At 45.5% G+C, this 18495-nt stretch carries 19 protein-coding genes, 5 tRNA genes and 2 pseudogenes; 19 read left to right on the forward strand and 7 right to left on the reverse strand.

Annotated features, from left to right (window positions below; translation table 11 throughout):
• Together E4K71_RS05030 and E4K71_RS05035 are read left to right on the forward strand one after the other, a co-directional pair.
• Nucleotides 1–1956: a hypothetical protein gene (locus E4K71_RS05030; protein ID WP_135077376.1), complete on the forward strand. Its 1956-nt coding sequence runs from the start codon at nt 1–3 to the stop codon at nt 1954–1956.
• 8 nt (nt 1957–1964) lie between these two features.
• Entirely contained in the window at nt 1965–3407 is a 1443-nt protein-coding gene (locus E4K71_RS05035; protein ID WP_135077378.1) for a hypothetical protein, read from the forward strand.
• A 56-nt stretch (nt 3408–3463) separates the two neighbouring features.
• On the opposite strand, the pseudogene E4K71_RS18415 reads toward E4K71_RS05035, so the two are convergent.
• Nucleotides 3464–4230, reverse strand: a pseudogene (locus tag E4K71_RS18415) (IS3 family transposase); the annotation flags it as partial.
• Nucleotides 4231–4331: 101 nt separating this feature from the next.
• On the opposite strand from E4K71_RS18415, the gene E4K71_RS05050 reads away from it, so the two are divergent.
• The 3 genes from E4K71_RS05050 to E4K71_RS05060 are packed head-to-tail and all read left to right on the forward strand — an operon-like array spanning nt 4332 to nt 6130.
• Nucleotides 4332–5153, forward strand: coding sequence for a hypothetical protein (locus tag E4K71_RS05050; protein WP_135077384.1), 822 nt, complete (start codon nt 4332–4334; stop codon nt 5151–5153).
• On the forward strand, nt 5140–5688 hold the full coding sequence (locus E4K71_RS05055) for a hypothetical protein (RefSeq protein WP_135077386.1): 549 nt from the start codon (nt 5140–5142) through the stop codon (nt 5686–5688). Before E4K71_RS05050 ends, E4K71_RS05055 begins: the two co-directional genes overlap by 14 nt.
• A 10-nt stretch (nt 5689–5698) precedes the next feature.
• Nucleotides 5699–6130, forward strand: coding sequence for a hypothetical protein (locus E4K71_RS05060; protein ID WP_135077388.1), 432 nt, complete (start codon nt 5699–5701; stop codon nt 6128–6130).
• Nucleotides 6131–6221: 91 nt separating this feature from the next.
• Here E4K71_RS05060 and E4K71_RS05065 read toward each other — a convergent pair whose 3' ends face one another.
• Both E4K71_RS05065 and E4K71_RS05070 read right to left on the reverse strand, forming a co-directional pair.
• Nucleotides 6222–6887 (reverse strand): hypothetical protein, encoded by a 666-nt coding sequence (locus E4K71_RS05065; protein WP_135077390.1) that lies wholly within the window; start codon nt 6885–6887, stop codon nt 6222–6224.
• Nucleotides 6888–7118: 231 nt separating this feature from the next.
• Entirely contained in the window at nt 7119–8006 is an 888-nt protein-coding gene (locus tag E4K71_RS05070) for a hypothetical protein (protein WP_135077392.1), read from the reverse strand.
• 100 nt (nt 8007–8106) lie between these two features.
• On the opposite strand from E4K71_RS05070, the gene E4K71_RS05075 reads away from it, so the two are divergent.
• The 3 genes and pseudogenes from E4K71_RS05075 to E4K71_RS18420 form a co-directional block, all read left to right on the forward strand.
• Complete coding sequence (locus E4K71_RS05075; RefSeq protein ID WP_135077394.1) at nt 8107–8652, forward strand: hypothetical protein; 546 nt, start codon at nt 8107–8109, stop codon at nt 8650–8652.
• Between the two features lie 2 nt (nt 8653–8654).
• Nucleotides 8655–9335, forward strand: a complete 681-nt coding sequence (locus E4K71_RS05080) for a DUF6710 family protein (protein ID WP_135077397.1) — start codon at nt 8655–8657, stop codon at nt 9333–9335.
• A 49-nt stretch (nt 9336–9384) separates the two neighbouring features.
• Nucleotides 9385–10385: pseudogene (locus E4K71_RS18420) on the forward strand (IS3 family transposase); the annotation flags it as partial.
• A 258-nt stretch (nt 10386–10643) separates the two neighbouring features.
• On the opposite strand, the gene E4K71_RS05095 reads toward E4K71_RS18420, so the two are convergent.
• The 3 genes from E4K71_RS05095 to rlmB form a co-directional block, all read right to left on the reverse strand.
• Nucleotides 10644–10719, reverse strand: a tRNA-Thr gene (locus E4K71_RS05095).
• A gap of 27 nt (nt 10720–10746) precedes the next feature.
• Nucleotides 10747–10822 (reverse strand) — tRNA-Thr (locus tag E4K71_RS05100).
• A 111-nt stretch (nt 10823–10933) separates the two neighbouring features.
• Nucleotides 10934–11797: a 23S rRNA (guanosine(2251)-2'-O)-methyltransferase RlmB gene (gene rlmB, locus E4K71_RS05105; RefSeq protein ID WP_135077403.1), complete on the reverse strand. Its 864-nt coding sequence runs from the start codon at nt 11795–11797 to the stop codon at nt 10934–10936.
• Between the two features lie 166 nt (nt 11798–11963).
• Between rlmB and E4K71_RS05110 the strand changes: the two genes are divergently transcribed.
• The 11 genes from E4K71_RS05110 (at nt 11964) to rplL (ending at nt 17445) form a co-directional block, all read left to right on the forward strand.
• Nucleotides 11964–12048: transfer RNA gene (locus tag E4K71_RS05110), tRNA-Tyr, on the forward strand.
• A 61-nt stretch (nt 12049–12109) separates the two neighbouring features.
• Nucleotides 12110–12183, forward strand: a tRNA-Gly gene (locus tag E4K71_RS05115).
• A 58-nt stretch (nt 12184–12241) separates the two neighbouring features.
• Complete coding sequence (gene tuf, locus E4K71_RS05120; RefSeq protein WP_135077405.1) at nt 12242–13426, forward strand: elongation factor Tu; 1185 nt, start codon at nt 12242–12244, stop codon at nt 13424–13426.
• 75 nt (nt 13427–13501) lie between these two features.
• Nucleotides 13502–13843, forward strand: a complete 342-nt coding sequence (locus E4K71_RS05125; RefSeq protein WP_206201959.1) for a carboxymuconolactone decarboxylase family protein — start codon at nt 13502–13504, stop codon at nt 13841–13843.
• 122 nt (nt 13844–13965) lie between these two features.
• Nucleotides 13966–14041: transfer RNA gene (locus E4K71_RS05130), tRNA-Trp, on the forward strand.
• A 47-nt stretch (nt 14042–14088) separates the two neighbouring features.
• A complete protein-coding gene (gene secE / locus E4K71_RS05135) occupies nt 14089–14277 on the forward strand; it encodes a preprotein translocase subunit SecE (RefSeq protein ID WP_135077407.1) in 189 nt (62 codons plus the stop codon).
• A gap of 10 nt (nt 14278–14287) precedes the next feature.
• Nucleotides 14288–14821, forward strand: coding sequence for a transcription termination/antitermination protein NusG (gene nusG / locus E4K71_RS05140; protein WP_135077409.1), 534 nt, complete (start codon nt 14288–14290; stop codon nt 14819–14821).
• A 244-nt stretch (nt 14822–15065) separates the two neighbouring features.
• On the forward strand, nt 15066–15494 hold the full coding sequence (gene rplK / locus E4K71_RS05145; RefSeq protein ID WP_135077411.1) for a 50S ribosomal protein L11: 429 nt from the start codon (nt 15066–15068) through the stop codon (nt 15492–15494).
• A gap of 4 nt (nt 15495–15498) precedes the next feature.
• Nucleotides 15499–16194, forward strand: coding sequence for a 50S ribosomal protein L1 (gene rplA, locus E4K71_RS05150; protein WP_135077414.1), 696 nt, complete (start codon nt 15499–15501; stop codon nt 16192–16194).
• A gap of 300 nt (nt 16195–16494) precedes the next feature.
• The gene (gene rplJ, locus E4K71_RS05155; protein WP_135077416.1) at nt 16495–17007 is read left to right on the forward strand and encodes a 50S ribosomal protein L10; all 513 of its coding nucleotides are present in this window, start codon (nt 16495–16497) and stop codon (nt 17005–17007) included.
• Nucleotides 17008–17067: 60 nt separating this feature from the next.
• Nucleotides 17068–17445 carry a 50S ribosomal protein L7/L12 gene (rplL, locus tag E4K71_RS05160; RefSeq protein WP_135077418.1) on the forward strand — a complete coding sequence of 126 codons (378 nt, stop codon included), beginning with the start codon at nt 17068–17070 and terminating at the stop codon, nt 17443–17445.
• Nucleotides 17446–17514: 69 nt separating this feature from the next.
• Here rplL and E4K71_RS05165 read toward each other — a convergent pair whose 3' ends face one another.
• Nucleotides 17515–18225: a transporter substrate-binding domain-containing protein gene (locus E4K71_RS05165; protein ID WP_135077420.1), complete on the reverse strand. Its 711-nt coding sequence runs from the start codon at nt 18223–18225 to the stop codon at nt 17515–17517.
• Nucleotides 18226–18495: the final 270 nt, after the last annotated feature.

Below are 18495 nucleotides of genomic sequence, written 5' to 3' on the forward strand. Positions count from 1 at the left end.
ATGGCGAACTCCCTGTTCTCACATGCGTTGAGAGAGTACAAAACAAGTTTTGCATGGCGTCGCAAAGCCCCCGGCGGGCGCGATTTCCTGTGGCTAAGTCTGGCAATGAGTCTGTTGCTGACTGTGGGGATAATGCTGGGCGTTGTCTATGAGGGCATGATCAACAAGTTTGCGGACAGTCTCGTTGGCCATGTTGAGAATGTGGGCTCTCCTATCTGGGTGACAAGAAGTTTCGACATGAGAGGTAGTTTTAATCGTGAGATATACAATTATACCGGGCGCAATGATGGGTTGGAGACCGGATTGGAAAGGGCAGAAAACGAACAGTTTGCTAAGCGCTTTCCCTATTTGAAGCATCAGGAAATTGATTTGCTGAGGAAAGCGCTGATCTATCCGTACAGCGATGTACTAGGTTATATCGATTTACCGACAATGAAAATAACAAAAACTGAAAATGGTGAAGAGAAGGAGTTTGTTGTTTCGCCCTGGAAAACCAAAAAGAAGGGAGGCAGGTTGAATTTCGACGGTTGGGCTGTGCGGGGGAAAGACCCCATTTGGCAACGGGCCTTGATAGAAAATGGTTTTACGCGTACTAAAGACCAGAATGTAATTGCAAGCAATGAGTACAAAGTGCCTTTGGAGATTGTGTTGCCACGAAAGGCGTTTAAAGATTTTGATTTCCAGGCCTATCGTAATGCCCTGAAAAGTATTCTTCCACAGAAATTGTCTGCTCAATTGCCTAGCAAAATGGAAGAGATGCACCAGATCTGGTTGTCCGTTGTTTCTGAAGGCCAAAAGAGCGAGTTTTTGCCTTTTAAGGTTTTATGGGTTGATAGTCTTCCTTCTCTTCAAGAAAAGGCCTTTATCATTTTATCATCTACATTTGATGCCATGCGATTGATGAAGTTTCAGCCCGGTGTTCCCTACTTTTTTGAAGGTGAATCCAGCCGCGCCGAAAGAATTCGCTCCATTCGAATAAAAACGCGTGGAAAGATGCTGGCACCAGGTCTATTGAAGGATGAGTTTGTGCAATGTCTAAAGCGTGGGCAGCTCAAAAAGGTAATGCACAGAGAGATGCTCCATTTCGAGCCAGCCATGCCACGTTTCTGGCTGGAGAGTTGCCTGCCGGCAGATCAATGGGAAAAGGCAAAGATAAACATTAAATTTGTTCAGAACTCTATTGGCCTCAAAGTTGGCGAGCATAGCTTGCATGTGCCGTGTGGGTTATTAGGTGACAGCCTCATGAGCCCCAAAGATTTACGCGCGTGCGAGAATCAAGGTGGGCAGTATATGGCAAAAGTTGATTATGCCAATGCAAACAATGAATTTTCCGGCGCTAATGTTTATGTATCCCATCGTAGTGACCTTGTGCCCACCAAAGATGCTTTGCTGAAAGTAAAATTCTGGGGAGAAAAGAGAACCAAGGAAAGCAAAAAACAAGGCGTCCTCGTCTTTGCGCTGAATGCACTTTATGAAGACTCTCTCAAGCGTTTTGGTTTCTTGACGGAAGTCTTGACCTGGTTTTCAGGGTCTATTCTGCTGGGCGGTGTAGCTTTCTCAATATATTTCTTTTTTGTGAATTTAAACAGTGCACTGGGACATCGAAAGCCGAACTACGGGTTTCAACTTGCCCAGGGTGAAACACATAAGAATATCCGCAAAATTATTGGATACCAATTAAGTCTCAGTTATTTCTTTGGGTTGCTGATCGCTTTGCTCTTTGTTGAGACAACCGTGTTGGGTGTGAATTATCTGTTCCTGTCATACAGTGACGCTGCTCAAATTGCACAAATGAGTTTGGGGCTGGGCGAGTTGCAACTGCTACCTCATCTGCCAGAAGTTTGGCTGACGGTTGGTTTATGTGCCCTTGGAGTCTGGATAATCTGTCGTGGCATTCTGAGTCTGGTGGTTCGCATTATGTTGGCAGACAAACACCCAATTGATTTAGCAATATAGAGGCTTCAATGACTTCTATGCTCCTGGTTGAAACGTCGGTATTGCAGATGGCCTCCCGCAAGGCGCAAGGCGGAGTGTCCATATATACAATTGCGGACTCACTCAGAGATGTCCTTGAAAAGGAAGCGGGTGTTGAGATTTCCGATCTGTTTGCAAGGCCATCACATGATGAAGAGGCTCAGCGCATTGACTGGTATTGCCCAAAGGGTGCCGTAAAAAAATATACCGAGATCGTGGACGCTGAAGAAAAAAGGTTATTTGAAGAGGAGCTTCACAAAAAAGTTTCGAAAGTTACTGTGCTTATTGAGCGTTTTGAAAATAGTGAAGTTGACAATGAGAGGGCCCTGGCTGAGTTTTTAGATGAAGCACTGAAAATTCCCAGTCGCGAATATATATATTCGGTTGATGGGAAACCAGTTTTTGCGGCTTGGGGCTTTGAGGGGAGAGCGGCTGATGAGATTGAAGACTTAAGCCAATATGCGGATTTGAAGGTTGATGATCAACATTCCCGTATTGACGGGGGCGAGGATGGCGATGAGCGCCCGACGGATAGGGTGAGCGAAGAGGAAGGAAGAGATGATGAGGATGAATGGGCTAAGGGCAAAGAGATAAGGGCTAAATATACTGGTCCCAAGGCTAGGTGTTGGTGGTGCTGTTTGCTTCTTCCTCTTCTTCTTTTTCTGCTCGGGCTTTTCATTGGTCGGGTTTTATGTTTTTGCTTCCTAACGGATTTTCAATCTATATTGTCAGGCCAAGGGTCCTTGAATAGTTGTATTCAGCAAAGTGTCACCGTTGAGGTGCCTCCGATAGAGGGTCCCGAGCCACCTGGGCGGGATGCCCCTCGGAATGAGATAGAGGTTCCTGATCCTCCAATAATGGATCCAGATCCTCGACTAGAGGACCCAGGGCCTCCGTTTCAGGATACTGAGCCTCCTCTAGAGGACCCCGAGCCTCCATTAGAGGAGGCATTGTTAAAAGAAAAGGAAACTATTGAGAATGAAATTGATGATCGGCGAGAGCGAGAAGGTGGAAAAGTAGGTCAAATTACCGTTTCCTTGTCTTGGGATACCAAAGACGATCTTGACCTTTATATTGCGTGCCCAGCAGTCCCTGACCCGTCTCTTCTCGCTGTGTTGGCAGAGACTGTTCTCGGGGTGAGTGAGACACGAACAATTTATTATGGGAGTTTAACGGCCTGTGGAGGCACTCTTGATGTTGATATGAATTATAAGAGTGTTGAGGACAGCCCAGTTGAAAATGTTACGTTCCCGGATAGGCCCGATGTTCCCGGAACCTATACAGTTTATGTGAGTAATAACGGTGACCGTGATCCCGTTGGGCAAGAAATACCCTTTAGTCTTATTGTGAAGAAAGGGGACGACACTGATTTAGTTCAAGGTGTAATAGATAAAGCGGGACGGAAGGTTGAAGTGACTTCCTTTATCTATTGATAGTACTCTTGAATGTTTTGGACTTGTACGGAAAAAGTGGAGGGTGTCTCACTTATTTAAGCAGCACGTTTTTCAAACTTGATAGGACTGAGGCCATTCAGGTATGAATGACGGCGACGGGCATTGTAGAATCCATTTATGTATTTGAACAATTCCTTTTTGGCTTGATCTCGTGTCTGGAAGGCAATTTTCCAGACCATTTCCGCTTTCAAGGTTTTGAAGAAGGTCTCTACAGCAGCATTATCATAACAATTCCCCTTGCCGGACATTGACTGCTTGAACTCATACTTTGCCAGCAGTTTACGGAACTTGGTTGAGCAATATTGACTGCCTCGATCTGAATGGAAAATGACACCTGGTGGATTCAGGAGTGAAGTGCAATAGCTTTGTTCAAAGCATCAATTACCAAATCCTTCTTCATCCGCCTGCTTGCAGACCAGCCAATCACGCGACGCGAGTAAAGATCGATGACAACCGCCAGATACAGCCAGCCTTCTCCTGTCCACAGGTAGGTAATATCGCCAGCCCATTTCTTATCCGGTGCATTCGCTGTAAAATCACCATACAGCAAGTTAGGCGAGATATTATGAGCATGATCGCTATCGATTGTGCGTTTGAATTTCTGGCTTCGTAGGATCCGTAAATTATTCTGTTTCATAATACGGGCAACACGGTGCTCGCCGACACAAATGCCTTCTTCCTGCAATTCATCTGTCATGCGGCCTCGTCGATAGGATTGGTAATTGGCGTAGTGAATGGATTTAATATGGGCAAGTAAGACCAGGTTTTCACGCTGGCGTTCGCTAGCGGGGCGGTTGCGCCATTGCAAAATAACCGCTCCACGTTCAACAAGTTTGCGCGAAGGGATGAATAGTCTCTTGAGGTCTCACAATGACTGAGGTGCAAACTGTTCAGGATAATGGGGTGGTTGCTGTTATTCCCCTCGCTGATTTACCTTCTGCTTTGTCTGCGGTGTGTAACGATCATCAATCATTTAAATTGCTTTGTAAGCATTCGGACGCTGCAAAGTATGGTGTGCCAATGCGGTTAAGCACGTTTGAAAAGCTCATTCCGCTTTGTGACTGTCTGCAAATGAAACAGGTAATTGAAGAATTTCTAACTCCTGCTGGTGAAGAGTTTAATACAAGGCAGAATATTACGGCTTTGTTGAGCATGTATCCTAAAGGAAAGTTTGCGTTAGAGAATACGCCGTATGTTTCAGCATTAATTCGGGCGTTTGGTCGTTTGCCTGAAGAACATATGCCGGTCTTGCTGGAAGCCATGAGCCAGAACAAACCAGAATATGCCCATGCAGCCGCCCATATGCATGAAGGCAATAGCGACGCGGCTTTAGCCATTTTGGAAGGTGAAGAAATCGGTCGGTTGGAAAAGCAATATGTGCCAAAGAACAACGCGGATTATAAAGATGGAATTTTAAATAAACTTCACGGTGGTGGCCTTGTTCTTGAAGCCTTGCCAATTGAGTTGCGCGCTGGGATCGAAAAGACGGTGCGTTCAGTCTATACAAAGTTATCCCGTGATGAACATGACGTGTCTGGGGATGTTGACGAAGAACGCCTAGAAAAAGCTGTAAACATTGTAACTGGTGGCATGGTTGAATATGACCGCCCCGGCTTAAATGGTAAACCGGGTGCAAACCTACCAACGTTTGGTTTTGAAATTGATTTGGGCTGGAATGATGAACCGGCAAAGCCACAAGAAAGAAAAGAAGATGAAACAGAATGACGATCACATGTACTTTTTTACAGGGTTTGAACATGGCTTAGCATATTATCTTATGGAAGGGTGGCCCCGTCGCGCTGCTGCTTTGGAAGTGGCAAAGAATTTAAAACTGAATAGCGGAATAGTTTTGGCCAATGAAGAGGCTTTTAAACAAGCACGCAAAGCGCTGGTTAATGAAGAATATATCAAATGGGTTTCGGGTCTTATTCGCGATCATTTGGCATTGCAACATAGTGGAAGCGATATTGATGACCTAGAACGGACTTGTCGGCTCATTTCTCAAAGCATGAGAGGTTTTAGAAAAGAGATACAAGAAGTTGAGCATGGGCTTTTAATAGAAGAAAATTCTCATGAGAAAGAAGAATGCCAGAAAATACAAAAGGAACTTATAGCATCTTATAAAAAAGAGTTATGGCGATATAACCTATGCCGAGTTAGACGTCGTCAAATTCGCCTGCTGATACCAGAAGATAGAATTTTCTTAAAACTTTCCCAAGTTCAGTTCCTAAGTGCGCATCCAAGTAATCGGCCACAGTAAAGAATGCAAAATGCATTGTTTTAAACCTTTCTTACCATTGAAAAATGCAAGTTGCATTCTTGCTCTAATTTTACTTGAAAATACTTTTTTACTTATACAAAGTTGCTCTGCATTAATGATGAAAGGGCATGTTATGGCTTTGAATACAGATTTAGTTATTGTTGATATGTGGCAAGAATTCTGTGCGCTGGAATGCTCATTGAATGGCTCAATACAAGATGAAAAACCGGGGGAATGGGCACGTTACGATGAATTATTTGCAGCAATTGCGGCGTATGAGACAAAATCACCCGTTGGTGCACTGGTTAAATTGGCTGTGGCTGGAAGCCCAATGTTGGAAGTGCAGGAAGAGGAAGGCACACAAGAAGGTGAAATGCTTTCATCAGCCGTTAAAGTCGCGTCAAAATGGCTTAAAGAAAACCATTCTATAAGTATTCAATAGATTGTATATTTGCAGATAAAGTCGATGATAGCGGCATTGGTTCACGGGGATGCAGTGGAGCCGGTGCCGCTATATTTCTATCCCGACATTTTTATTTTGGCAGTAAATCAAAAAGGTATTTACTTGCGTTCTCTGCTAGAGATTGGGCAAAACTTGATGATCCATGTTCGCTTATTTTTTTAGCAAACTTCTTAAGTGTGTTACCGGTGTTCCCAACGAGTTCGGTTTCAATTAATGGAGCTTTAAGAAGAGTGATAGTGGTTTCCAGAAGTTCGATTAACGAATGCCTGTAATAAGTATCAAGCTCCTCAATACTCGAGAGAGAGTTTGATCTTTTCAACTGTTCAATTACTTGGGTTAGTAAGTTTTGAATTTCATTAGCAAGTTGGTTGTCTTCTTTTAGGGGGTTAGGTATCCAGCCTGCGTATCCTGATTTTTGGGTGGCATCATCTATCAAATCACCAAGAATATCGTTTGATATTTGCACAAGAGTATTCAGTACGCGAAAAAATGACGTCAGTTTGATTTTCCTGTAGCCATGTGTTTTCGAAGTGAAAAAAGTCGTGCTGAGTGCAGTTTGATCGGCAATAAATTGTCTTGTTACTCCTAGTGTCCTAGGAGCAACCCAAACGATTTCCCAAAAGCTCGCTAGTTGTCGGTCATTATATGAACCGCTGGAAATCTCTTTCATAAGTTTCTCGGCAGATAGCCGTAACTTATTTATCTCTGGCGCGTTCACATGATCTGGTTTGTTCATTCTCAGCCTATTGAAATAATTTCGGGATTAGAATTTCTTTATAGAAGGGGAACGCAAACATATGCACAAAAGCCAAGGCGGTTATTGGTAGCTTTAAAGCATAGTAAATGAAGCCGTCTGGGAAAGTGTTTGCCCAATCCCATGCCTCATAAAGTGGCCACCACAAGATAAGCCACAATACGAATGCCATTGTACTATCTCGTTTTTTTACTGCTTCGTGTGGGGCTGATTTCATTTCTGGATCACATACAATTGAGCACCAAGGTTTTTCAATGCAATATCCGCCAGTGTCCTAAGATTTTCCTCGGTTCTGGATTTTGCCGGGCGAGGTTCTGGAAGGCGGCGTGCTGGGTATTGAATAGGGGCTTCTGTTTCAATTTCTTGTTGAGGACTGATTAAAGCTCGTGCAATTTCCTGTGGTCCTTCAAGTTTGAGGCTTTCCTCTTCTCGCAATGCTTCTCTTTCTTCCTCTAATTCATCTGCGAATTGTTCTGCTTGTTTGGCCAATATAAGTGCTTCTTCAACAATGCCGCTATCTAGTGGTATGGAAATTTGATCTAGTTGCGTTGTCAGAGTTTTTCTAAATTCATCACCATGGTAGCCCCTAACCTCTTTTGGTTCTGAAAAAACGCGATGAATTCTTTCATCAAAAGAAACATGGTGAAACCCGTCATCAAGTACGCCGATATCACGAGGACGGATGAAAAATGATTTATCAATCATGTTTCCATTTTTCCATGCATCATTTAGTTCATTTGGTAGGTGGAACTTGGGCGCAGCATAAAAAACAGCATTAGGCCCTTGATCTAAACCCAGTAACAAATCGTGTTGGCGAGAACGTCTCCTTTCCGTGATTTTGAAGCGATAGAAAGGTAATTTGAAATTAATGTTATGGTCTTTAATCTCTTTTGCTGATCGTCTGGTTAGGCAGTCACTTCGTTTGAATTGAAGAAATAATAATATACCGGGAGAGTCTAGCTTAACGTCATAACCGCCACCGCTTCTACCTTCTTCAATTAGGCTCGGAAATATTGGAGCTGCATTCAAGTCCCCGATATCTGCAATGCATTCGTGAGTTAATGAAAAACCATATGAGAATTCAGATATTTCGGGCGTCATGTTTCAATCTTTCCATGTAATGTTGATTGATTTACAGGATTGCTTGATGATATTTCTTTAATTTAATTATTCAATAGTTTTCTACTAAAGGTGTTGTTTGGTGAAGCCCACAGAAAAGCCTGCATGGCTACAAAAGAGAGAAAAACTTAGATCGCAGCCAAATAAGAACGAATTCTTCGTGAGTTTGTTTGATAGAGTTTTTGAAGGAGCATTTCAGCATTTCAATTCCAGCCTTCCGGCTATGATGAGGTTGCTTGTACTTGCATCAGGTGCAGCGTTAGCGGCTTCGATTGGTGCAGCATTGCAGTATTCTGAAAATATGATGGTTGTTGAAATTTTGCCTTCAATTAGCGTTGGCTATTTCTGGGCTCTTGTATTTGGCTTTTTAGCAATGCTGACTTTGTTCTGGGGGAATAGTTCGTCTTTGCCTCTAATTATGGACATCCAATATCATTTTTCGAACCCTAAAGCTGGAGGTCTTGCAAAAGAGCAGAAAGCTGAAATTAAGGTCCACGTAGATACAATGAAGTTTTTTAACTATGTATGTCTGGCTTGTTTTGGAATTTCTGCATTTATATTTGTTTCTACTACGGGGTTACTTGTTTACGGAATAGATGAATTTTTAGCGTTGGCCCAAAAGAAATAGTTATGAAAAACAAACATTTGAAATCTATGTGCCGTAAGTTGCTTCAAGGTGTTGCAGACACGCGGGGCACATTGAGCAATCAACAAGTTTTTCAACGAATTATGAAAAATGTTGCAGGACGTGATTTAGCGTATTCTGGTGATAAAGAAGATCGGAGAGAATACTTTCATGATAAAGAATACCTGCTGCGTATCGTTCGAATTTTGGCGTCACCATTACAAGACGCTTTGATTGCGAGAATGTGGCTTGCGGCTGGTGAATTGGACACATACGGCGATGACATAGACATTGGGGATTTGTTTTTGCCGTATCATACTAAATGGAATAATGAAAACCTTACGGATAAGGCGTGGCGAAGAGGTCAAGCTGAAACGATGCGGTTGGGAATAGACCCTGTATTAGTCTGGCCATGGCGTCATAGTCGATTATATGAGGTCTTAGCTTTGATTGGCGAGAACCGCCCCTATGGGGAATGGGAGCAAGATGATATAGGTCATGATTTAACAGTAGTAATGCCAGTACGAATTGGAGTGCTGGGTTCAGGTGGAAACCATTCGATTGCAACAGGAATTGCAATGCGTACTGGCGAGGTGAAGACCAAAAATGCATATGATTTAAGTGTGTTATATCCTATCGTTCATAGTGACGGTCGTGGCGTAGCCCCCGAAAAGTGGTCCACATAAAATGTTAGTTTTTTTGGCTTATTCAAATCCATGAATAAGGAGAAAAGACATGGGAAAACAGAAACGCCCAACGCCTGAACAGATCATCATGAAGCTTCGTGAAGCTGAGGTTTTTATTGCTCAAAGGCATACCATTGCCGATGCTGCCCGCAAAATCGGTGTGACGGAACAGACCTATTATCGCTGGCGAAGCCAGTATGGCGGGATGAAAACCTCTCAGGCCAAAAAGATGAAAGCTTTGGAACAGGAAAACGCCCGTCTTAAAAAGGCGGTGGCCGAACTGACGTTAGACAAGCTGATCCTCAAGGAGGCAGCCGAGGGAAACTTCTGAGCCCAGCACGCCGTCGCAACTGTGTTGACCACGTCATGAACGTCCTTGCGATATCAGAACGTCGAGCTTGCAAGGTTCTTGGTCAGCACCGTTCGACCCAGCGAAAGAAGCCGACAAAGCAAGCAACGGATGCGGCTCTGACAGAAGCAATCACTGCACTGGCTGAATATTATGGGCGGTACGGTTATCGCATGATTGCGGGTCTGCTGCGTCTTGAAGGCTGGTTTGTTAATCATAAGCGGGTTGAACGCATCTGGCGACGTGAAGGGCTTAAAATACCAAAGCAACAACCCAAACGAGGACGACTTTGGATGAACGACGGTTCCTGTATCCGTTTACGTCCTTGCTGGAAGAACCATGTTTGGGCCTATGACTTTGTCATGGATCGCACGGCTGATGGCAAGGCGTTCAGAATGCTTACTGTCATTGATGAATTCAGCCGTGAATGTCTGGCAATTGAGGTTGAACGTAAACTGAAATCCGAAGATGTCTTGCATGTTTTAACTGAATTGTTTGCCACACGCGGTGTCCCCGATCATATTCGCTCTGACAACGGGTCGGAATTTACGGCTCAAGTGGTTCGCGACTGGCTTGGCAAGGTCGGTTGCAAGACGCTCTATATCGAGCCGGGGTCACCTTGGGAAAATGGCTATAACGAAAGCTTCAATGGCAAGCTTCGCAATGAGCTTTTAAATGGAGAAATATTCTACACTTTGGCAAGCCTAGACGTGCACGAAGTTTAGTAACCGGTGTTACAAGTACATAGATTGCAACGAGCAACGTTAGAAATGTTAAGAAGCCGTCAAACGACATTTTGAACCCGCGTTTCTGAAGAAAAGGGATGTATATCTTAAATATTCGGCTTTGTTAATGAAATCAGTGTTTTATGGATTTTAGTAAATTGGTATGTTGTGCCCCGGGTGTGCCCCGAAACAGAAAAAGGACCTAGCCGATAAGGGCTAAGTCCTTGAAAATTCTGGTGCCTCCACACGGACTCGAACCGCGGACCTACTGATTACAAATCAGTTGCTCTACCAACTGAGCTATAGAGGCTTAATCTATATCTATGTTTTTGAAAAGTGGTGCCTCCACACGGACTCGAACCGCGGACCTACTGATTACAAATCAGTTGCTCTACCAACTGAGCTATAGAGGCTGAACCATTTTTCAAAAGGGCTTTCATTGAAAGCGAGCGGAACTTACTCCACTGTTTTTTTGATTGCAAGAGGGATTTTACGCTTTTCGTAAACTTTTTTGTATTTTTTCGTCACTCTTGCTTTTGGCGGGCAATTTCATAAAGGGCGACAGCCGTTGCATTGGACAGGTTTAAGCTTTCAACGCTTTGAGAAATCGGGATTTTTCCAAGGAAATCACATTTTTCTTTTGTCAGTCGCCGCAGGCCACTGCCTTCGGAGCCCATAACCAGTACAGTTTTGCCTGTCATGTCTATTTTGGATAAGGTGGTTTCGGCATAACCATCCAGTCCCACAGACCAAAAGCCTTCTTCTTTGAGTTGATCCAGGCTACGTGACAGGTTGGTGACACGAACAAAGGCAATGCGTTCGAGCGCACCGCAGGCGGCTTTTGCCATGGCTGCAGTGACTTCCGGGGCATTTTTTTCCGGAATTAAAACGGCACTGGCCCCAAAAGCAGCCGCTGAGCGCAAGACGGCACCAATATTTTGCGGGTCTGTGGCCTGGTCCAGAGCCACAATCAGGGCATTGGGCTGTTCGCTAATATCAAACAAAATATCTTCCAGCGTCAGACGGGGCAGGGGGTCGGCTTGCAGGGCAACGCCTTGATGGACACCACCTTGGACGGCATCTTCAATGTCACGACGTTCAACAATTTCAGGAGCAGGGCGTTTTCGTTCACAGTCACGCAAGGCCCGGTTTAATTCATCACCATGGGATTTGAGAAAGTCGTCGCTGACCAGCAAACGGTGACAGTGGCGCTCTTCATTTTGGATGGCGGAAATCACGGCATGGCGACCATAAAGCCAAGGCGGGCCTTTGGGCCGTTCAAAAGCCGGACGCTCCTGATTATGTTTGGCGACTCCATCACCGCGTTTTGTCTGTGAAGGGCTTTTGCGTTTTGGTGAGTTGGCTCGGCGCTTATTCTGTTTGCTCATGGCAGGAAAATCTGTCGTTTAAAAAGGGGGGAAACCATAGGCTCAGGCGAGTGAGAAAGAAACATTTTTATTTTTTCATCATATATTGTCCTTTTGGCGTTGACAGGGGGGCGATTTTTCCATATTCCCTCCCGACGCGTCATGCAATTGACAGTCCCTTCTCCATGGAGGGATGCCTGAGTGGCTAAAAGGGGCGGACTGTAAATCCGCTGGCTACGCCTACGTTGGTTCGAATCCAACTCCCTCCACCACTTTGGGGCTGTTGATGTGCGTGATATCACATACTGCAAGAGACCGCGGTAAGCGAACAGGGCGGGTGTAGCTCAATGGTAGAGCAGCAGCCTTCCAAGCTGAATACGAGGGTTCGATTCCCTTCACCCGCTCCAACTTTTCTTACGTGGTCGTTTTTGTGTTTGCTATTTACTTAGATTTCAAGGACGAAAAATGGCTAAAGAAAAGTTTGACCGCTCCAAACCGCACTGTAACATCGGTACAGTTGGTCACGTTGACCATGGTAAAACCACACTGACTGCTGCGATCACCAAAGTTCTCGCTGAAACAGGCGGTGGTGAAGCTGTTGATTTTGCTAACATCGACAAAGCACCGGAAGAACGTGAGCGCGGTATTACAATCTCTACTGCACACGTAGAATATGAAACAGAAGCTCGTCACTACGCACACGTAGACTGCCCGGGTCACGCTGACTATGTGAAAAACATGATCACTGGTGCTGCTCAGATGGACGGTGGTATTCTGGTTGTAAACGCTGCTGATGGCCCCATGCCGCAAACGCGTGAGCACATCCTGCTTGCTCGTCAGGTTGGTGTACCGGCTCTCGTCGTGTTCATGAACAAAGTTGACCAGGTTGACGACGAAGAACTGTTGGAACTGGTTGAAATGGAAATCACTGAACTTCTGGAAAGCTATGGCTTTGAAGATGTTCCGATCGTTGCTGGTTCTGCACTGGCTGCTCTGGAAGGCCGTGACGACAACATCGGTAAAGAGAAAATTCTTGAGCTGATGAAAGCTGTTGACGAGCACATCCCGCAGCCGGAAGCCGATACTTCCAAGCCGTTCCTGATGCCGATTGAGGACGTGTTCTCTATCTCCGGTCGTGGTACTGTTGTAACAGGCCGTATCGAAACGGGTATCACTAAAGTTGGTGAAGAAGTTGAGATCGTTGGTCTGAAAGACACTGAAACAACGACTGTAACTGGTATCGAAATGTTCCGTAAGCTGCTCGACGAAGCACGTGCTGGCGATAACGCTGGTGTTCTGCTGCGTGGTATCAAGCGTGACGAAATCCAGCGTGGTCAGGTTCTGGCTGCACCAGGTTCTATCACGCCGCACAAGAAATTCACTTGTGAAGTTTACATTCTGACAAAAGAAGAAGGTGGCCGTCACACGCCGTTCTTCGCGAACTACCGTCCGCAGTTCTACTTCCGTACAACTGACGTCACTGGCTCCATCACACTGCCTGAAGGCACTGAAATGGTCATGCCGGGCGATAATGTTAAGTTGTCCGTTGAGCTGCTGGGTGCGATTGCGATGGACGAAGGTCTGCGTTTCGCGATCCGTGAAGGCGGTCGTACAGTAGGTTCTGGTGTTGTTGCTTCTATCGACGACTAAGACCTAGCATAAGCTAACGAGAAAGCCTCCTCCCCGTAAGGGTAGGGGGCTTTTTTGTGTTTATAAAGGAGTCTCATGCTGCAAAGATGGGATGTATTTTGCTTGCCGGGGGAAAGAGATATGTTGACTAAAAAACACCAACAACGATATGACGCATTTTATACATCAACTCATAAAAATGAATACTTGGACCAGAAGACAGAACTGTTGGTTGGTTTATCTGCTGCAATGGCGATGAATTGCTTACCCTGTATGGATTATTATCTTAGAGAAGCGAAAAAGGCCGGGATTAGTAAGGGTGAGATCTCGGAAGTTCTTGCTAAGGTTATGGCTGTTGCAGCTGGTCAGAAGCGTTTGCAATTGAAAGAAGTTGTCGAAAAATACGAGATTGACCTTGATGGTTTTCAGGAAGAGTAAAAAAGTTTCATAAAACTGAACTTTAATACTTGCAAGGGGCGAGAGCAGGGGATATAACGAGCCCGCTTTCGCGTTACAGATAACGCGCACGCACTTGAGTATTCCCTGAGGGGAAGCACTGTAGGAGTGTAGCTCAGTTGGTAGAGCATCGGTCTCCAAAACCGAGTGCCGGGGGTTCGAGTCCCTCCACTCCTGCCATTTATTTGATGTATCCGTCACCATTTGAAACTTAAGGATAGGCGATCATGGCGAAGTCAGGTCCGGCAAAGATTGCACAAGAAGTTCGTCAGGAAGCGAAAAAGATTACATGGCCCACCCGTAAGGAAACGTTTGTTTCGACCGGGATGGTTTTTGTGATGGTCTTTTTGGCTGCAATCTTCTTTTTCCTCATAGACCAAATTTTGTCTACGACTGTAAAAGCGATCTTTAACTGAGGTAAGACCTATGGCACAAGCACGTTGGTACGTTATTCACGCATATTCCGGTTTTGAAAACAAAGTTGCCCAATCTATTCTGGAGCAGGCTGAAAAAAAGGGCCTGTCTGAGTTTTTTGAGCAGGTGATTGTCCCGACTGAAGAAGTCGTGGAAATGCGTCGCGGGAACAAGGTCAATGCAAAACGTAAATTCTTCCCTGGTTACGTTCTGGCGAAGATGCAATTGACTGATGAAACGTGGAACATGGTGAAGAATACAGCCAAGGTCACAGACTTCCTTGGTGCGCAAGGTAAGCCTTGCCCGATTACGGAAGCTGAGGCCAACCGTATCCTGCATCAGGTTGAAGAAGGTGTGGATCGTCCGCGCCCGAGCGTTTCCTTCGAAGTTGGCGAAGAAATTCGTGTTATCGACGGGCCGTTTGCTTCCTTCAACGGGTTGGTTGAAGAAGTTGATGAAGAAAAAGGCCGCTTGAAAGTTTCCGTATCCATCTTCGGTCGTGCGACCCCGGTGGAACTGGAATATAATCAGGTCGAAAAAGCTTAAATCTAGCCGGTTTGAGAGTGTTGAAAAGCGAGGTATTTGCCTCGCTTTTTTTGTTTTCTAGCCTGTTGTTATTGGCAAGATAATGCCTTTTCCGATGAGATTGAATTTAGGACTCGACAGATCGCCCTTGTCTCTGTATAAGGCGGCTCGTTTCGCTTCTGGTTTTAGAAGGGAACAAAGAGTGTGGGAGGTTATAGTCAAACCCGACCACGCACCGAAGTAACACTATAAACTGAGGTTTATTATGGCTAAAAAAGTAGCAGGCTACATCAAGCTGCAAATCGCAGCTGGCCAAGCTAACCCGTCCCCGCCGGTAGGTCCGGCACTGGGTCAGGCTGGCTTGAACATTATGGAATTCTGTAAGGCGTTTAACGCTGCGACACAGAAAATGGAACCGGGTACACCGATTCCTGTGGTTATTACAGCTTACCAAGACCGTACATTTACGTTCGAAACAAAGCTGCCGCCGGCTTCTTACTACATCAAGAAGAAAATCGGCCTGAAAAAAGGTTCTCAAACTCCGGGTCAGGGCTTCGTTGCGCAAATCACAAAAGCGCAACTGGCTGAGATCGCTGAAGAGAAAATCAAAGACATGAACGCAAACACAATCGAGGCAGCTGTTCAGTCCTTGGCTGGTTCTGCACGTTCTATGGGCGTTGAGGTAGTGGAGTAAGATCATGGCTAAACTTGGTAAACGTCTTTCTGCCGCTAAAGAAGGTTTTGACGCACTGGCACAATTCGATGCCGCTGCTGCTGCGAAACTGGTTAAAGAGCGCGCAACTGCTAAATTCGACGAAACAATCGAAATCGCTGTGAACCTCGGTGTTGACCCACGTCACGCTGACCAAATGGTTCGCGGTGTAATCGCACTGCCGCACGGTACTGGTAAAACAATGCGCGTTGCTGTTTTTGCACGTGATGCAAAAGCTGAAGAAGCAACTGCTGCTGGTGCTGACCTGGTTGGTGCGGAAGACCTGATGGAAAAAATTCAGGGCGGCGAAATGGATTTCGACCGTGTTATCGCGACACCGGACATGATGGCTGTTGTTGGTCGTCTGGGTAAAGTGCTCGGCCCGCGTGGTCTGATGCCGAACCCGAAACTCGGTACTGTTACACCGAATGTTGCTGATGCTGTTAAAAACGCAAAAGCGGGTGAAGTTCAGTTCCGTGTTGAAAAAGCTGGTATCGTGCATGCTGGTATCGGTAAAGCTTCTTTCTCTGAAGAGCAAATTGCGGAAAACATCACAGCGTTCATGGGCGCGATCAACAAAGCCAAGCCGTCTGGCGCAAAAGGCACTTATTTGAAGGGCGCAACCGTTTCTTCTACAATGGGTGTTGGCGTTAAGCTTGACATTGCTTCTCTGGCAGGCTAAAAGCCGCCTCGAAGTTTTTAGAGATTCTTCCGATCTCTGTTTTGCAGGGATCGGAAGTTGATCGAAAGGTGAAAGACCTTTCGTGACTGTCCAAGACTGAAGGTGTGGGGCGACCCATTTAAAATTTGCCTTCATAGACAGAAGTAAAGATTTAGATGTACGACTCTTCGAGACGCGCCTCTCTTGAACTGACCTTCTGTGACAATCTAAGACAGTGGAAACCGGGTAAGGGGATTTTTCCTTTTACTCAATGTCCATCGGATATCTGTTTGTCAGATATCTAAGAGCATCGGAGACGATATGAACCGTACCGAAAAAGAAGAACTCGTAGCAGAAATGCGCGACGTGTTCGCGAATAGCTCTACAGTTGTTGTTGCCCACTACAGTGGTCTGACAGTATCTGAAATGGAAGAGCTGCGCGGCAAAATGCGTGAAGCTGGTGCTGGTTTCAAGGTAACGAAAAACCGTCTTACGAAACTCGCTCTTGCGGACAGCAAGTTTGAAGGCATTGGTGAACTGCTCAGCGGTCCGACTGCAATTGCATATTCGGAAGACGCTGTAGCGGCTGCTAAAGCCACTATGGATTTCGCTAAAGGCAACGAGAAACTCGTTGTTCTTGGCGGTGCCATGGATGAAACCACACTGGACCCAGCTGGCGTTAAAGCACTTGCTTCTATGCCGTCCCTGGACGAACTGCGTGGCAAACTTGTTGGCTTGCTTCAGGCTCCGGCCCAGAAGCTGGCTTCCGTTTCTCAAGCACCGGCTGGCCAACTGGCTCGCGTATTTGGTGCTTATGGCTCGAGCGACGCGTAAGCGGACGTTTTTTGATTTTTATTTTTACAGAACATAAGTTCTAATTGGAGTTTAAATACTATGGCTGACCTCGAAAAGTTGGTTGAAGACCTTTCCGCTCTGACTGTTATGGAAGCTGCTGAGCTGTCCAAACTTCTGGAAGACAAATGGGGCGTTTCTGCTGCTGCTCCTGTAGCTGTTGCTGCTGTTGCTGGCGGTGCTGCTGGTGGCGAAGCTGCTGAAGAAAAAACTGATTTCGACGTAATCCTGGCTTCTGCTGGCGACAAGAAAATCAACGTGATTAAAGAAGTTCGCGGCATCACAGGTCTTGGCCTGAAAGAAGCTAAAGAGCTGGTTGAAGGTGCTCCTAAGCCGGTTAAAGAAGGCGCTTCTAAAGACGAAGCTGAAGAAATCAAGAAGAAACTTGAAGAAGCTGGCGCTACAGTTGAACTCAAGTAATCTTGATGAGGCTTTCTTAAGCTTCAAAGATTTCGAGAAAGCGGCTCTCCCAATCGGGAGGGCCGTTTTTTATTGGGAGAAAGCTTTTTTATAGGCTGCGCGAAAACGTTCGACCAGCTCTTGTGGTGTGTCTTTGCTAAAGGCGATATAGACAGGCTTTGAAACTTTTTTCAATTTGAGTACAGGAACCAAAGCGTCTTTTGGTTGGCTCAGTTCTTTCAGGCTTTGGTTTAAGGAGTTAATATCTGCGGGGATCATGTCAAGGCGACCGGATAAAACCATTTTGACCCCTGAGTTTTGGCTGCTGATCGGCCAAATTTTATAACCTTGATCAATCAGGTGCTTGCCTTTTGCATCCTTGCTTAAAGCGCCTGTCTTATAGGCTAATCCCTCTTCAAGTGTGGCAAGCTGAACCGCTTCATTGCCTTTTTTCTTGAAAAGAAAGGCTTCAATCGCAGCAATTTTTCCAATCCAGTGAAACTTGTCTTCGCGTTCAGGCGTGCGGATCATGGAAAAGATAAGTGTTTTGGGACGTTTTAGGGCACGTTTATAGGCATTGGGCCATGTGGTGACATGAATCTGGGGATCGAAATCCAGTTCCTTAAAAATACGCTGGGCTTGCGCAACAGAAATACCGCGTGGAGTGCCATTATATATGTAGCTGTAAGGCTTGAAAGACGATGTAACAACGGTAATATCCGCGAATTCATCTTGTGCTGAGCTTGGTGAAGTGAAAACGAGCAGGCTAAGCAACAAGGCAGCCAGAATAAGCGGGCGCATGGCCAAATGTCTCCATCTTTGAAAAACTCTAAGTTAAAATACAGGAAGGGGAATGTAAACCATCCCTTTACTGTGTTGGGTCCTGTTCTAAGAATCCTCTTTACGCTGTGAGTTTCTTTCTTTATAAGGCTTATTAATACATTGCTGGGCTGGGTTGAATCAATGATTCGATCCGGCCCGGCTGTCTTTGTCTGCATTATGGATAAAGACACCTCCGTCTCAGGCCCGGATAGGCCCCGCCGTGGCCGATAAAGTCTGAGATATTCAAGG

The sequence above is a fragment of the Terasakiella sp. SH-1 genome (assembly GCF_004564135.1).
Lineage (GTDB): Bacteria > Pseudomonadota > Alphaproteobacteria > Rhodospirillales > Terasakiellaceae > Terasakiella.